The organism is Staphylococcus auricularis (assembly GCF_001500315.1).
Lineage (GTDB): Bacteria > Bacillota > Bacilli > Staphylococcales > Staphylococcaceae > Staphylococcus > Staphylococcus auricularis.
Genome location: NZ_LLER01000014.1, coordinates 16,962 through 31,745, shown reverse-complemented (window position 1 = coordinate 31,745; position 14,784 = coordinate 16,962). Strand labels below are relative to the sequence as shown.

Sequence of the window (14,784 nt, the reverse complement as noted above, 5' to 3'; positions counted from 1 at the left end):
GACCGTTGAATGATGAACGTTTACACCACGTTCCCTTAATATTTCAGATATATCACGATAACTCAATGCATATCTTAGATAGTAGCCAACGGCTACAGTGATAACATCCTTGTTAAATTGTTTATATCTGAAATAGTTCATACAGAAGACTCCTTTTTGTTAAAATTATACTATAAATTCAACTTTGCAACAGAACCAATATCTATATATAAGAGAGGTGATTATTTAATGGAAATTATTCAGTCCAGTCCTAATAGAACTGAGGAAGAACAATTAGACTTTTATGAACAAATGTTTAATGCGCTCGCTGATAAAATCAGACTTAAAATTCTACATTCAATACGTCAAAGTGATTCAAAATCTTTATGTGTTTGTGATCTAGAAGAATTATTAGCATTAAAACAATCTAAACTTTCCTATCATTTAAAAAAATTAGTAGATGCAAATATTCTTATTGCTGAAAAGCATGGCACATGGAATTATTATAAAATTAATGAGCAACAAATACAGGTGGTTTTAAAAGAAGATACTTGCTGTAAGATACTTTAAGTATCTTCTTTTTAACATAGAATTAATCAATTTTTTTTGATTATTATATCAAGAAAAGTTGATTAAATAAATTCGGAGGCGTTATACTAATGGTAGATTCAATTATGGAATTCATAAAAACATTTCTGATGTTATTTTTTGAATTATTATTACTATTTATAGTAGTGAGTTTTATAGTAAGTCTGATTCAACAAGTTGTTTCAGAAGAAAAAATTAAAAAGCTTTTGAGCAAACCTAATAAAGCCGTCAATTATATATTAGGTATGATATTTGGTGCTGTTACACCATTTTGCTCTTGTTCAACTATTCCAATACTTGCAGGTCTATTAAATTCCAAAGTTCCTTTTGGTCCAGCAATGAGTTTCTTAATTGCTTCACCGTTAATGAATCCATTAATGATATTTATGTTATGGGCTTTATTAGGTTGGAAAGTTGCTATTGTTTATTTTATAGTACTAGCAGTTTTTAGTATTTTAACAGGTTTAGTATTTTCAAAAATGAATTTAGCTAACAGTTATAAAGGAGTTAATGTTAAAGGAGACGGATTTTTTGCTAATAAAACAGGGTCTCGTTTTAAACAAGCATTAAACGATGCGTGGGCGTTTTTATATCCAATGTTACCTTATCTATTTATTGGTGTGTTTATTGGCGCATTTATATATGGATTCATACCGGAAGAATTTATAACTAAGTATGCAAGTGGCGATGGTTTTATATCAGTCTTGATTGCTTCTGTTATCGGTATTCCTATGTATATCAGACCCGAAACAATGTTACCTATAGCTGAAGCATTAGTATCAAAAGGTATGTCACTAGGAACAGTTGTGGCGTTGATCATTGGTGGTGCTGGCGCAAGTATTCCAGAAGTTGTATTACTATCTAAGTTATTCAAGAAAAAATTTGTAATATCATTTGTTATCGCAATTTTAGTTGTAGCTATTGCTACAGGACTAATTGTTAATATGATTATTTAAATTTAAGGGGGATAAATTAATGAATCCAGAAACGTCAGTAATTAATAGATATGGAAATGCTGCAAAAAATCATGAAGAAAATTTATGTTGTCCAGTAGAGTATGATACGAAATACTTAAAAATCATACCCGATGAAATCATAGAAAAAGATTATGGCTGTGGCGCTCCTTTAGGTAAGATTCAAGAAGGAGATACCGTTTTGGATTTAGGTTCTGGCGGAGGAAAAGTTCCTTATATAGTTTCTCAAATTGTCGGTGAAACAGGTAAAGTTATTGGCGTAGATATGAATGATGATATGTTAAATCTTGCTAAAAAATATCAAAATCAAATGATTGAAAAAATTGGTTATGACAATGTAAGTTTTTATAAAGGAAAGATTCAAAATTTAAAATTAGATTTAGAAGTATTAGATAAATATTTACAAGTGCACCCTGCTAGAGATTTAGGTACTTATCAATCTATCAATCAATATATTAATTACTTAGAAAACGAAATGACTATGATAAAAGATAATAGCATAGACGTGGTTATATCTAACTGTGTTCTAAACTTAGTTTCAACTGAAGAAAAAGAGGAACTTTTCAAGGAAATTTATCGTGTTTTAAAAGATGGTGGAAAAGCCGTTATCTCAGATATTGTTTCTAGCGTAGAAGTACCAGAACAATTGAGACAAGATGAAGACTTGTGGAGTGGTTGTTATTCAGGCGCTATTGAAGAAAAATCTTTTATTGAAGCTTTCGAAAATGGAGGATTTTACGGTGTAGAAATAGATAAACGTGAAAGTACATGGACTACTATAGAAGGTATTGATTTTAGAAGCATGACGATTATAGCTCATAAAGGTAAAGAAGGTCCTTGTATTGATAAAGGATAATCTGTTATATATAAAGGTCCATTTAAACATATTGAAAAAGATGATGATCATATATTTGAGCGTGGAGAAAGAACTTTTGTATGTGAAAAAACATTTAATATATTAAAATAGTCGCCTTATAAAGATGTTTTTGAATTTATCAATGAAAATGAAGAAGCTATTGATATAGAAGAATGTTGCGACACATCATGTGGTTGCTAAATAACAATTAAAGGAGGTGTTAAAATGGAAAAAAACGCATTTAAAAAAGCTATTTCTAAATTAAAACCTAAAGAGCAAGCTTGTTGTTCCGTTGAAATTGAAGAAAATAAAGAGAGTAAAAAAGAGAATACAAGTAAAGATCAACAGAATAATAAAGGCTGTTGTTAATGGCGTATCATTAACAATTAAATTAGGGAGCATAACAGTATGCTTCCTTTTTTTAATGGAGGTGCTGAAATGATTCAAAATTTAGCTGACTTTACAGAAGAAGAACGTAAAAAAGCTATGGAAAGATATCGTGTCCTTGAACCTTATTTAAAAAACTTAAAATCAGTTAGAACAGTTAGCAAATCAGCAAAAATACCAAAGCGTACGCTTTATAATTGGATTAATAGATACAAAAATGATGGATTAGCTGGCCTTACAGATAAAACGAGAAAAGATAAACATCGAATAAAGATAGATGGAGATATTATCAATTTTGTTCAGAACGAGTATTTCAGTAACAGAGGAATTTCTATAGCTTCTATATATCGCAAAACAAAGCAGTGGTGTAACAATAAGAGGATTCCTGAACCTAGTTATTACCAAGTTTATAATATTATTAAGCGAATACCTGAAAACTTAAAAGCTTATTCAAATATGAACTCAAAAAAGTATGCTGAAAAATACGATGGTATATTTTTACGTGAGTGCCAACGTCCCAATGAAATTTGGCAAGCTGATCATACTATGTTGGATATAGAAGTATTAAATGAAAAGAATGAAATTGAAAGACCTTGGTTAACAATTGTTTTAGATGATTATAGCAGAGCAATTGCAGGTTTCAGAATAGAGTTTGGATCACCAGACACTGAAAGAACAGCACTTGTTCTAAGACAAGCAATATGGAAAAAAGGAAATTCAAATTGGCCAATTTGTGGCATACCAGAAAAATTCTATACTGATCATGGCAAAGATTATACCTCAGAACATATGCAACAAGTATCAGCTAACCTCAAAATAGAACTGATATATTCCAAAATAGGTATACCAAAAGGCAGAGGAAAAATAGAACGTTTTTTTCAAACAGTTAATTTAATGTTTCTTCAATTACTTCCTGGTTATACAAAAAATAAAAAGTCAAGAAAACATCTTACTTTGGAAGAGCTTAATAATAAGTTTGAGCACTTTATAATAAACGAATATCATTATCGTAAACATGGAACAACAAAAGAAAAACCGATGCAGAAATGGAATCAACCAGACTTTCTCCCACAATTACCTGAATCTAGAGAATTATTAGATTTACTATTATTAACTACAAGCAAAACTAGAAAAATACACAAAGATGGTATCTATTTTAAAGGACTAAGGTATTTTTCTACTAACCTCATTGCTTATATAACAGAAGAAGTTTTTATAAGATATGATCCTCAAGATATTTCAGAAATTCGAGTCTATTTAAACAATCAATTTTTAAGTATTGCATATTGCAGTGATTTAGAAAACCAAAGTATAAGTATAAAAGAAATCGAAAGACTAAGAGCAAATAAAAAAAGAGAGTTAGGAAAAAGTATTACTCGTACACGTCACCTCGTTCAAAATCTTAATCGTCCCAAACTATCAAATGAAGAATTAAGTAATAACGCAAAACAAGTTAAAAAGTCAAAACTAAAGAGGTATAAAAATGACTAATAAAACTTTTGTTGAAACAAAGCAGTACCGTCGATTTGAAGAATTTTGTGATAATTGCGCTAAGTATAAATATATGGGGGTTTGTTACGGAAATCCCGGTGTAGGTAAAACATTTTCTGCACAATATTATGCAAATTGGGACTATGTAAACCCAATCATTACTAATTATCAAAAAGCTGATGATAAAGGAAGTAATGTACATGATGATCAATTTCTAAATTGCAAAACCATTTTTTATACTGCCCCTCCTGTTAGACCTTCAAGAATTTATAAAGAATTATTAAACTTGGCTAGTGAATTAACATTAGGGGAAATTGGATATCGATCATTAAAAAGACAAGAGGAATTTAACGGATTAGAAGAACTTGTTAGAATACAATCAAGTAATTATGAAATTGATTTAATTATTATTGATGAAGTTGATAGACTAAATTATAAAACACTAGAGATTATTAGAGATATTTATGATCAACTTGATATTGGTGTTGTTTTAATCGGTATGCCAGGTATAGAAAAACGATTGTCAAGGTATCCTCAATTATATTCCCGTATTGGTTTTAGTCATCAATTTGAAAAATTAAGCAACGATGAATTAAAACACGTTTTAGAATATAGGTGGGAGGAGCTTTCCTTACCTTTAAGTTATGAGGATTTTGAAGATTATGAATCTATTAATACGGTAATAAAAATTACGAATGGTAATTTTAGATTAGTACAAAGATTATTTTCTCAAATTATACGAATTATGGAGATTAACGAATTGAATAAAATAAATGTTGAAGTGATAGAAACTGCTAGAGATGGCTTACTAATAGGAGAAAATGAGTAATTTGAAAGGGCTGTAGTATATGAGAAAAATAGGATATGCACGTGTACCTTATACTGACCAAAATTTAGATGTTGAGATAACTCATTTGTTAATCAATGGATGTGATTTAGTTTTTTCTGAGAAAGTAAATATTTATAGTAAAAACCAAATAGAACTTAAAAGTTGTTTAGAAGAATTAAAAGAGAATGATATTTTAGTTATAAATGACTTAAAAACTTTGGGATTAACGCCAAAACAGTTTATGGACTTCATAGATAACGAAATAATATCGAAAAACCTCCATTTAGAAGTACTTAATCTGAATATAAATACTCAAAATGAATATGGGCAATACTTTATTAGAGTATTCCAAATGTTGCTAGAATCCGAAAAAGTTCTAGTGCAAGAGAGAACGTCAAATGGTTTGAAAGCCGCTAGAGAAAAAGGTCGAAAAGGAGGACGACCTCAAAAAGTTGAAAAAAGCCAAAGGTATTATATTAAACAACTATATGATAGTGATAAATATACAGGTGAAGAAATTGCTCAAATGACGGGATTAAGTAGGAGTTCCATTTATAGAATAATTAAAGAAATGTTATAAAAGAAAGCAGGTAAACAGTTATATAATTGTCTACCTGCTTTGCGCCATTTAAAGCACAAAATTTGTGCCATATAACTCCAAAACTGACAGATTAGTCTTTCTAAAAAAGATTAGACACGCATTTATACCGAGAAAATTTATTGAAGTTGAGAAGAACCCTTAACTAAACTTGTAGACGAATGTTGGCATAGCGTGAGCTATTAAGCCGACCATTCGACAAGTTTAGGGATTGTTAAGGGTTCCGAGGCTCAACGTCAATAAAGCAATTGGAATAAAGTATCTATGATTATTTAAATATATAAGTTATAATAAATTCAAAAATATTTTTGAATGGAGTGTAATTATGATTCAGACTATTGTAACTGCTGCTATTCTTTATATTGCGACAGCATTTGACTTATTAGTGATTTTATTAATGTTCTTTGCTAGAGCAAAGACTAGGAAAGAATATCGAGATATTTATATTGGTCAATATGTAGGATCTGTGGCATTGATTGTCATAAGTTTATTCTTTGCTTTTGTCTTAAATTATGTTCCTGAAAAATGGATATTAGGATTATTAGGGTTAATACCGATTTATTTAGGAATTAAGGTGGCTATTTATGGTGATAGTGACGGAGAAGAGAGAGCTAAAAAAGAATTGAATGAAAAAGGATTGTCTAAATTAGTTGGTACGATTGCAATTGTTACGATAGCAAGTTGTGGTGCTGATAATATTGGTTTATTTGTTCCGTATTTTGTGACATTAAGTGTTACTAATTTATTAATTACTTTGTTTGTCTTTTTAATTTTAATTTTCTTCTTGGTATTTACTGCACAAAAATTAGCTAATATTCCAGGAGTTGGAGAAATTGTTGAGAAATTTGGTCGTTGGATTATGGCTGTTATTTATATAGCTTTAGGCTTATTTATCATTATAGAAAATGACACTATTCAAACAATTTTAGGATTTATATTTTAATTTAGGGTGTGATTTCATATGAGTTATGAAAATGCTTGTGATGTGATCTGTGTACATGAGGATAAAGTTAACAATGCTTTAAGTTTTTTAGAAGATGATAAATCTAAGAAATTACTTAACATTTTAGAAAAAATTTGTGATGAGAAGAAATTGAAAATTATATTATCTTTGATTAAAGAAGATGAGTTGTGTGTTTGTGATATTTCTTTGATATTGAAAATGAGTATTGCTTCAACTTCACATCATTTAAGACTTTTATATAAAAATGAGGTGCTTGATTTTTATAAAGAGGGAAAGATGGCATATTATTTTATTAAAGACGATGAAATAAGAGAGTTTTTCTCTAAAAATCAGGAGGGTTTTTGAAGCGAGTTGAAAACGAGTTTCCTTTTGCTTTGATATTATACAGAAATAATACTAAAATAAAAAAATAAATGTAAGTGTGATTTATAAACACAAAAGTAGATGTTTAACATTTACAATTATAGTTTTCTTAAAGATAATGAATGTATCTACTGAAATGTACTACTCAAAATTGAGTATCCTTTAAATGACTGTATCCGTTAGATGTAGTCTTTTTAACTTGTCAAAACTGTACATTTCATAAAGTTACAAACAGATTTAAAAGTAGGTTTGTAACCAGTACCTTAAAATAGGTAAGTGGTTTGATATTAGAATAAAGGGTGCTCCAAATTAGGGGTACCTTTTTGTGTATAACCGAACCCAATGTGGTTTCGTTAAATGTGTCCGTAAGTGGACGTATTATCTACTTAGCTTAATATCCTCAAATTTGGGGATATTGATTTATACACAGCCCCAATGTGGGTTCAATAATAGAACTGAATAGCTCTATATATTTACTCAGCTCAAATGTGAGCGTATTAATTAATAATAAAAATGCTGACGCACTAAGTCAGTGCATTAGAAAACGAAAATATTCGTTCTCTAAAATTAAGCTTCAATGTTACAGGGGATTGATAAACAAAAATTAACTGTTTTTGTAATTTTAGCGGCTGTAGTGATGAAAATAATACTGAATACTCCTTTAATTGTAACTTTCCACTCAACTGGAGCAATTTTAAGTACAGCAATAGCATTATTATTTGCAGTAATATGTAATTTTTATATACTTAAAAAATATGCGAAATTTAATTTTTCCGAAACTTGGTTACATTTTGGAAAAATATTTATGTATGGTTTTATCATGATGATTGCAGTAGAATTAACATTTTTTATTTTGCAATTATTCATTTCAACAGAATCAAAAATTGGTTCGCTGACTATTCTTGTAATTAGTATAGGTGTAGGTATTTTGGTCTACGGTAGTATGACTATGAGGGCAAGATTGGCAGACCCATTTTTAGGAAATATACCAAATAAAATTAGATTTAAGTTAGGTCTTGAAAAATGAGATTAGTTAAACGAATAGAAGATAACTTTTAAGGGCGAAAAAAGGGCATAATTTTGATGATAAGGGCAAGTGTATGAATATTGACTTTATTAGTTTGTAACTATAATCGCTGATATAAAGGTTTTTTGAAAGAATATGATGTTGTATAAAATGAAGTTTATGATTGAATGGGAATAATTCATAATATGATTAGCCCAATATGAAACACTTTTGCCTAAAAACGGTGATTACTAGTTAAAATTTATAATAGTAACCACCGTTTTCTTTTCTATATTTGAAAAATCTAGAATGGCACTGCTCAGTATATATTTGAAGCAATCCGTTTAAGAATAAGTGATTGTTTTTATTTTAGATTTTCTAGAAATTATATCTGAACGAATTCCAAATCGCTTTAACTAATCATAAAGAATTCTTTAATGTTAAAGATATAAATTTTTAGCTTTTGTTGGTAGAAAACATTTATTCATTTGAGATATGAATTATTTTTCCTATATTTTTGTTTACACATAATATAATTATGCTTGTAAAAAAGCATTACATATGATTTGGAACAGAACCTGGTTCTTATGAGAAATTTTATTTGATACAAGGAGAAATGTGTATGATATTTGTAATGGATGTTGATGGGACAATATGTTTTAATGGAAAGTTTATAGAAAACCTTTTATATAAAGAATTGAAAAGGATTTCTAGAAAACATCAACTTATATTCGCTTCTGCAAGACCGATAAGAGACTTACTTCCTGTTGTTAAAGGGTTTGATAGTCATATTTTAATAGGTGGAAATGGCTCAATAGTGTCTATTAATAATGAAATTTCAGTAGTCAAAAGTATATCTAAAAATGTGTTTGAAGATATAAAAAATCTAATTATAGAAAATGATTTAGAATATATTATTGATGGACCTTTTGATTATTCTGCGAAAATTAGTCGTAGTAATAAAATATACAGACAACTAGATCCAAGTTGTTTAGCTAAAAATATCAATATAGAAGATATTACTGAACCTATTAAAATTATACTGGTTAATTTAGAAGGAAAAATGTTCAATCATATAAAAAATATTCTGAAAAATTACAAAGAACTTTTAACAATAAATTACCATAAAGAAGAAAACAATATTGATATAACTGCTAAAAACATAAACAAATTTACTACACTAAAAAAAATCATTACCACTGATAATTATATTGCGTATGGTAATGATATAAATGATTTTGAGTTATTACAACATGCTGAGGAAGCTTACTATATCGGAGAAATAAAAAATAGGATATATCCCAATAATGTAAAAATTATTAAAAATGATTCTTGTGCTGTGGCGAACTCTTTGAAAATTTATTAAAAGGTAGGTTTATTAATAATGCTTGAATTGAAAGATGCAATGAAACATAGTAGAAGAAAAGTTAAAGAATTAATTAGAGAAAAGACAAATGGATTTCAAGATCGAATTTTTTGGGGATGAATCTTTAAGTTCACGGATAGTTATTGATAATGACTTAGCAAAAAAATTATTAACTAGCTCTAATTTTACTACAGATAGAAAAAGAAAATTCACTAAATAATCAGCAGGTTAGAGGATGTTTCATTTATGATTGCCAAAAGTGAGGAGGTCTAATATAATACAAATCGTAATTATTGCGATTTAGAAAGAGAGTTGAACATGAATGGCAAAAATTCCAGTAACAGTATTAAGTGGTTATTTAGGGTCAGGGAAGACCACATTACTTAATTACATACTTAATAATAGAGAAGGGCTACGAATCGCAGTCATAGTGAATGACATGAGTGAAGTGAATATCGATAAAGATCTCGTGGCAGATGGGGGAGGCCTCTCTCGTACAGATGAAAAGTTAGTTGAATTATCTAATGGATGTATTTGCTGTACACTGCGCGAAGACTTACTTCAAGAGGTTGAGAGATTAGTGAAACGTGGCGGTATTGACTATATCGTTATCGAATCAACGGGTATTTCTGAACCTGTGCCTGTTGCACAAACCTTTTCGTATATGGATGATGAACTCGGTATTGATTTAACTTCCATGTGTCGATTAGATACGATGGTAACCGTCGTTGATGCGAATCGCTTTATCAATGATATTAATTCTGAAGATTTGTTAGTTGATCGCGATCAAGGTGCAGCAGAGGGTGATGAGCGATCTATCGCTGACTTACTCATCGATCAAGTTGAATTCTGTGATGTCCTTGTACTCAATAAGACAGATTTAGTTGCTGAAGCAGATTTAACACGTTTAGAAAAAATTCTGCGTCAACTGCAACCAGAAGCTAAATTTATTCGTACAGAACATGGGAAAGTTGATTTAAACGATGTCATTAACACCCAATTATTTGATTTCGAAAAAGCGAGTAATTCAGCGGGCTGGCTGAAAGAATTAACAGAAGGTGGGCACGCGAACCATACACCGGAAACAGAAGAATATGGCATTTCATCGTTTGTCTATGAACGTCGTATGCCATTTCATGCAGAACGTTTCCAAGAATGGATTGAAACTGCACCTAAAAATATTGTTCGTTCCAAAGGTATTGTCTGGTTGGCACAATATAATGATGTGGCATGCTTACTTTCAACAGCAGGATCTGCATGTCATCTCTATCCTGTGACTTATTGGGTCGCTAGTATGCCAGAATTTCGTCAACGGATGATCTTACGAGATCGTCCTGATGTCGCAGCCACATGGGATCCAGAATTTGGAGACAGACATACTCAATTTGTAATTATTGGTCAAGATTTAGATAAAGAGGCAATTACTCAATCACTTGATGCTTGTTTACTTGATACACAAGAATTTAGTGGTGACTGGTCTGCCTTAGACGAACCTTATGGCTGGGAGATCGTGCCAAAAACTTAAGACTTCAATTCGTAACAATATATACGATGAGTGGAGAAGCGTGTGCTTCTCCACTTTTTATCGTTTATGGGTTTGCATTTATGCTGAAAAGATAAAAATCCGTTACAATAAAGGAGAATAATTCATTTTGGAGTGACAAAGAATGATAAACGTTAAACAACCGAATCCTATATTTTTAGAAGGTGAATCATCCGATCATGCGGTATTATTGCTTCATTCATTCACAGGCACAGTTCGAGATGTAAAATTATTAGCCAACAAGTTGAATAAAGCAGGCTTCACATGTTACGTACCCCCATATGAAGGGCATGGATTGAAGCTTACTGAGTTGATGCAATATGATATCAATGATTGGTGGGACGATGCTCGAGCTGCTTATCAGTGGTTGAAGAACAAAGGATATGAGCACATCAGTGTGATGGGCGTCTCTCTAGGCGGTATTCTCGCTTTGAGATTAGCTGAAAATGTAGATGTAGCAACCGTATTAGTGATGTCTACACCTTACCGAAAAGATGTTGCCGGCTTAACGGATCGATTAACGTATTATGGTCAAAAAATGGGAGATCTTATGGGGTTGAATGAATCAGAAATTGAGGATGCGATTGCTCAGATTAAAGACTACGAACCTGGATTAAATCAATTTAAAGTTATGACAGAAGATACGATGGATCACTTGGACCAAATTAAAGCACCAGTAGCGATTAAATACGGTAAACAAGATGAACCAGTTTATGAGAAAAGTGCGCAATTTATCTACGAAAACATTAATCATGACGATAAAGAATTACAAGGTTATACAGATTGTAAACACTTGATGACACAAGGTAAAGGTCATGCTGAGGTTGAAGCGGATGCCATCGCCTTTTTAGAAGATTATCGGTAAAAAATTAATAATAATATCAAAGACCGAGTGTTAGCTATTTGTTATGGATTTGATGAGTACTTGAGGAAAGAGCTCTCACAAGCGCATTAAAGTTACATCATCATTTCACAAATCGCTATGCTCGGTCTTTTTTCATGTTTTAATTACGCCAAAACGTCTGACATTCTGCTTTATCATCAATATTAAATTGAATCATATCTTGTAGTAAGTCATAATCAATCTCCTGTGTCCATTTAATTCGGAAGAGATTGCCTGTTTGACCGTAACCTGCTTCATCAATGCGTCGTACAAAGGGTTTCATCCCTTCTGCTTCAGGCGTACAAGAAAAATGTGCTTTCGCTTTGCTTAATCCAAAGATGAACGTACCATGATGTGTAAACATAGGTTGGTTCCACTTGATGGTCGTCTCAAGTTGTGGAAACGTATCTCGTATCCAATTAAAAAGCGACGCCAATTTCTCTCTGTGGTCTGTGTCTTCGATGGTTTGTAAAAATGATTCAAATGTATGCATGGGGTCCTCCATCAATCACGTTAATGTGTTTCTCCGAGAGCAACTTTGGTATCTTCATCAGTTGAAATTGCAGCAATAGCCGCAGTTAAGCCTTTTACAATGGTAGATAAAGCCATAGAAGGTGTGTTAGGTTTATCTGTCACTTGATCGGGTGTGAATGGTACATGGATGAAGCCAAATTGAATCTCAGGATGGCTTGTCGCATGGAGATACCCTAATTGATATAAAATGTGATTACATACAAACGTACCAGCTGAGTTAGATAACGTAGCAGGAATACCTTCTTTTTTAATCGCTTCTGTCATGGTTTTAACAGGTAAGTTAGAAAAGTATGCGGCTGCACCATCAGATTGAATCGGTTCATCAATAGGTTGTTGCTTTTTATTATCTGCAATACGTGCGTCATCGATATTAATACCTATGCGTTCTGGTGTAAGCGCGTAGCGTCCACCAGCTTGACCGATAGCAAGCACCACATCAAAGTGTTGTTGGGAAAGTTGTGCTTTAATGGGTTCAACCGACTCTTGGAAAATCGTAGGTATTTCTAATTTAGTGATTTCGTGCTCCCCAATACGACCATCTAATTGTTTAACGGCTTCAAGTGCAGGGTTCGTCTTTTCGCCTCCAAATGGATCAAATGCTGTGACTAATATTTTCATCTAAATCACTCCTCAATTTATATTTAAAATGCCCAGAAATACATTAACACGATGTGGACGACAATGAGAGATAGTGCGATAGGGAATTGGGCTTTAATGACGCCAAATTCATTTTTCATTTCGAGCAATGCAACAGGTAATGTATTGAAGTTCGCTGCCATTGGTGTAAGTAATGTACCACAGAATCCACCCGTCATAGCTAGAGCGCCGGCAATGACAGGGTCACCACCTTGTGCGATGACAAACGGAATCCCTATACTTGCAGTAATCACGGTGAAAGCTGCGAAAGCATTACCCATTAACATAGTGAATAGCACCATCCCCATAATATAAGCAGCTGCCCCGAGTAAATGATTGCCTTCCGGTAAAAATGATGCAATTCCTTTAGAGATAACATCTCCCACACCACTCACGGTAAATAATACACCTAAAGCCGCTAAAAATTGAGGTAAAATACCTACAGTTCCGACTTGTTGGGTTAAGCGATCACTATCATACATGACGTATGAGAGTTTAGGTTTGATGATTATCACTGCAGCAATGAGCCCTGCAATAGAAGCGACCCCGAGACCAATCGCACCTCCAAGTGGCGTCCAGTTTGAAACAATCACTGCGACGATCGCTAGCACAATAGCTGGTATAAACAATTTATTACCTAAGTGCTTGGCACCTTGTGTGGATTCTTTTTTTCTGTAACATCTACAATATTTTTGATAGCGACCTGTTTAAATAAAGTGAGTCCGCCCATGAGAAGGATTAAGATACCATTGATCACGTTAGGTATGTAAGGTCCTGCAATGAATAATATTGCTAAAATCGTCCAAAAGAGTGCGGTACCTACACGTTTAGATTTATTGAGCGCAGTCAACGCGCGGTATGCAGTATACAATAGTTGCAAGCCAATCAATATATAAAAGATTTCAAGAATATAATTTAAAGTTGTCTCACTCATTTTTCGTCACCTCGCGCTTACTATATTTTTTAGCTAATTTCTGTTCGAGTCTTATATTTTTCACCCATACAAGTAAGAATGTGATGATTGCGATAGGTACTGAAGCTAAAGCGAGATCTATCGCGTTCACATCAATTTTGAGTGATTTAAATGTACCTACCATGAGTAAGATACCGGCTGCACCGACAAATAGATTTTGCCCGAAGAAGTTACCATAATTCTCCATAGCAGAGGCTTCAGCTTTGAGTTTCTCTACGTCCTTGTCGTCGACATCTTCTTCTTTGATATGATATTTCGTACGTAAAGCGCTTTGTACCATCGGGTTAATGAGTGGTCTCACGAATTGCGGATGACCACCAATACGAATGGATGCAAGTCCAGCAATTTCACGTACGAGTAAGTAGATTGATAGTAAGCGGCTGGTGGTGACATTTCGAACCTTTCCGATGAGGCGTGTGGCTTGTTCTCTCAAACCAAAGCGTTCTATCAAGCCAACGATAGGTAACGTGAGGATAAATAATGTGACAAGGCGATTGTCAATAAATGCTTCGCCTAGTGTTGAAAGTATTTCTGTGAAGTCCATACCAGAAACGAGTCCGGTAACAAGTGCTGCAATCAAAACAACAGCGATGGTATCAAACTTAAATAAAAAGCCTATAATAATGATGACAATGCCAATTAATTTGATCCATTCCATGATGATCCCTCCAATAGAAAAATATTAAATTATATAACAACTAATTTTCTCAATATTACCACTATTATGAAATTAGCACAAAAGTGTAAAAATAAAATATTGTTTTTAACAAAAAATAAGCGCTTCAATGTCGCAATCTATCAATCATTTGATAGA

Annotated in this window: 14 protein-coding genes and 4 pseudogenes; 13 read left to right on the top strand and 5 right to left on the bottom strand. The window is 32.3% G+C overall.

All coding sequences use genetic code 11. The features are described 5' to 3' along the window. Positions 1–141, bottom strand: a pseudogene (locus APS80_RS10635) (IS6 family transposase); the annotation flags it as partial. 87 nt (positions 142–228) lie between these two features. Here APS80_RS10635 and APS80_RS07980 point away from each other — a divergent pair. From APS80_RS07980 to APS80_RS07925, 13 genes and pseudogenes are all read left to right on the top strand, one after another. Then, positions 229–549, top strand: coding sequence for an ArsR/SmtB family transcription factor (locus tag APS80_RS07980; RefSeq protein WP_031588348.1), 321 nt, complete (start codon positions 229–231; stop codon positions 547–549). A gap of 89 nt (positions 550–638) precedes the next feature. Next, on the top strand, positions 639–1,523 hold the full coding sequence (locus APS80_RS07975; RefSeq protein WP_059107746.1) for a permease: 885 nt from the start codon (positions 639–641) through the stop codon (positions 1,521–1,523). 19 nt (positions 1,524–1,542) lie between these two features. Continuing rightward, positions 1,543–2,598, top strand: a pseudogene (locus APS80_RS07970) (methyltransferase domain-containing protein). A gap of 24 nt (positions 2,599–2,622) precedes the next feature. Then, complete coding sequence (locus APS80_RS10765) at positions 2,623–2,766, top strand: hypothetical protein (protein ID WP_088401729.1); 144 nt, start codon at positions 2,623–2,625, stop codon at positions 2,764–2,766. A gap of 69 nt (positions 2,767–2,835) precedes the next feature. Further along, positions 2,836–4,275: a Mu transposase C-terminal domain-containing protein gene (locus tag APS80_RS07965; RefSeq protein ID WP_059107748.1), complete on the top strand. Its 1,440-nt coding sequence runs from the start codon at positions 2,836–2,838 to the stop codon at positions 4,273–4,275. Next, positions 4,268–5,104 carry an AAA family ATPase gene (locus APS80_RS07960; protein WP_059107745.1) on the top strand — a complete coding sequence of 279 codons (837 nt, stop codon included), beginning with the start codon at positions 4,268–4,270 and terminating at the stop codon, positions 5,102–5,104. Before APS80_RS07965 ends, APS80_RS07960 begins: the two co-directional genes overlap by 8 nt. Positions 5,105–5,123: 19 nt before the next feature. Further along, entirely contained in the window at positions 5,124–5,684 is a 561-nt protein-coding gene (locus APS80_RS07955; protein ID WP_031588353.1) for a recombinase family protein, read from the top strand. Between the two features lie 343 nt (positions 5,685–6,027). Next, positions 6,028–6,645 (top strand): CadD family cadmium resistance transporter, encoded by a 618-nt coding sequence (locus tag APS80_RS07950; RefSeq protein ID WP_059107744.1) that lies wholly within the window; start codon positions 6,028–6,030, stop codon positions 6,643–6,645. Positions 6,646–6,663: 18 nt separating this feature from the next. Next, positions 6,664–7,011, top strand: coding sequence for an ArsR/SmtB family transcription factor (locus APS80_RS07945; protein ID WP_020364445.1), 348 nt, complete (start codon positions 6,664–6,666; stop codon positions 7,009–7,011). Between the two features lie 589 nt (positions 7,012–7,600). Next, a pseudogene (locus APS80_RS07940) lies at positions 7,601–8,056 on the top strand (putative polysaccharide biosynthesis protein); the annotation flags it as partial. Positions 8,057–8,657: 601 nt separating this feature from the next. Next, the gene (locus tag APS80_RS07935) at positions 8,658–9,401 is read left to right on the top strand and encodes an HAD-IIB family hydrolase (protein WP_059107742.1); all 744 of its coding nucleotides are present in this window, start codon (positions 8,658–8,660) and stop codon (positions 9,399–9,401) included. Positions 9,402–9,723: 322 nt separating this feature from the next. Further along, positions 9,724–10,926, top strand: coding sequence for a GTP-binding protein (locus APS80_RS07930; RefSeq protein WP_059107741.1), 1,203 nt, complete (start codon positions 9,724–9,726; stop codon positions 10,924–10,926). 142 nt (positions 10,927–11,068) lie between these two features. Next, positions 11,069–11,809: an alpha/beta hydrolase gene (locus APS80_RS07925; protein ID WP_059107740.1), complete on the top strand. Its 741-nt coding sequence runs from the start codon at positions 11,069–11,071 to the stop codon at positions 11,807–11,809. Positions 11,810–11,948: 139 nt separating this feature from the next. On the opposite strand, the gene APS80_RS07920 is transcribed toward APS80_RS07925, so the two are convergent. The 4 genes and pseudogenes from APS80_RS07920 to APS80_RS07905 all read right to left on the bottom strand — a co-directional run bounded on the left by APS80_RS07920 (position 11,949) and on the right by APS80_RS07905 (position 14,628). After that, positions 11,949–12,320, bottom strand: coding sequence for an iron chaperone (locus APS80_RS07920; RefSeq protein ID WP_059107739.1), 372 nt, complete (start codon positions 12,318–12,320; stop codon positions 11,949–11,951). 20 nt (positions 12,321–12,340) lie between these two features. Then, a complete protein-coding gene (gene pcp / locus APS80_RS07915; RefSeq protein ID WP_059107738.1) occupies positions 12,341–12,979 on the bottom strand; it encodes a pyroglutamyl-peptidase I in 639 nt (212 codons plus the stop codon). A gap of 23 nt (positions 12,980–13,002) precedes the next feature. Beyond that, positions 13,003–13,931, bottom strand: a pseudogene (locus tag APS80_RS07910) (DUF979 domain-containing protein). After that, positions 13,924–14,628: a DUF969 domain-containing protein gene (locus APS80_RS07905; protein ID WP_059107737.1), complete on the bottom strand. Its 705-nt coding sequence runs from the start codon at positions 14,626–14,628 to the stop codon at positions 13,924–13,926. Before APS80_RS07905 ends, APS80_RS07910 begins: the two are co-directional and overlap by 8 nt. Positions 14,629–14,784: the final 156 nt, after the last annotated feature.

Coding starts and splice junctions, on each gene's coding strand:
- APS80_RS07905 (WP_059107737.1), bottom strand. CDS start 14,628: ATGGAATGGATCAAATTAATTGGCATTGTCATCATTATTATAGGCTTT.
- APS80_RS07950 (WP_059107744.1), top strand. CDS start 6,028: ATGATTCAGACTATTGTAACTGCTGCTATTCTTTATATTGCGACAGCA.
- APS80_RS07935 (WP_059107742.1), top strand. CDS start 8,658: ATGATATTTGTAATGGATGTTGATGGGACAATATGTTTTAATGGAAAG.
- APS80_RS07975 (WP_059107746.1), top strand. CDS start 639: ATGGTAGATTCAATTATGGAATTCATAAAAACATTTCTGATGTTATTT.
- APS80_RS07955 (WP_031588353.1), top strand. CDS start 5,124: ATGAGAAAAATAGGATATGCACGTGTACCTTATACTGACCAAAATTTA.
- APS80_RS07960 (WP_059107745.1), top strand. CDS start 4,268: ATGACTAATAAAACTTTTGTTGAAACAAAGCAGTACCGTCGATTTGAA.
- APS80_RS07930 (WP_059107741.1), top strand. CDS start 9,724: ATGGCAAAAATTCCAGTAACAGTATTAAGTGGTTATTTAGGGTCAGGG.
- APS80_RS07925 (WP_059107740.1), top strand. CDS start 11,069: ATGATAAACGTTAAACAACCGAATCCTATATTTTTAGAAGGTGAATCA.
- APS80_RS07965 (WP_059107748.1), top strand. CDS start 2,836: ATGATTCAAAATTTAGCTGACTTTACAGAAGAAGAACGTAAAAAAGCT.
- APS80_RS07920 (WP_059107739.1), bottom strand. CDS start 12,320: ATGCATACATTTGAATCATTTTTACAAACCATCGAAGACACAGACCAC.
- APS80_RS10765 (WP_088401729.1), top strand. CDS start 2,623: ATGGAAAAAAACGCATTTAAAAAAGCTATTTCTAAATTAAAACCTAAA.
- pcp (WP_059107738.1), bottom strand. CDS start 12,979: ATGAAAATATTAGTCACAGCATTTGATCCATTTGGAGGCGAAAAGACG.
- APS80_RS07945 (WP_020364445.1), top strand. CDS start 6,664: ATGAGTTATGAAAATGCTTGTGATGTGATCTGTGTACATGAGGATAAA.
- APS80_RS07980 (WP_031588348.1), top strand. CDS start 229: ATGGAAATTATTCAGTCCAGTCCTAATAGAACTGAGGAAGAACAATTA.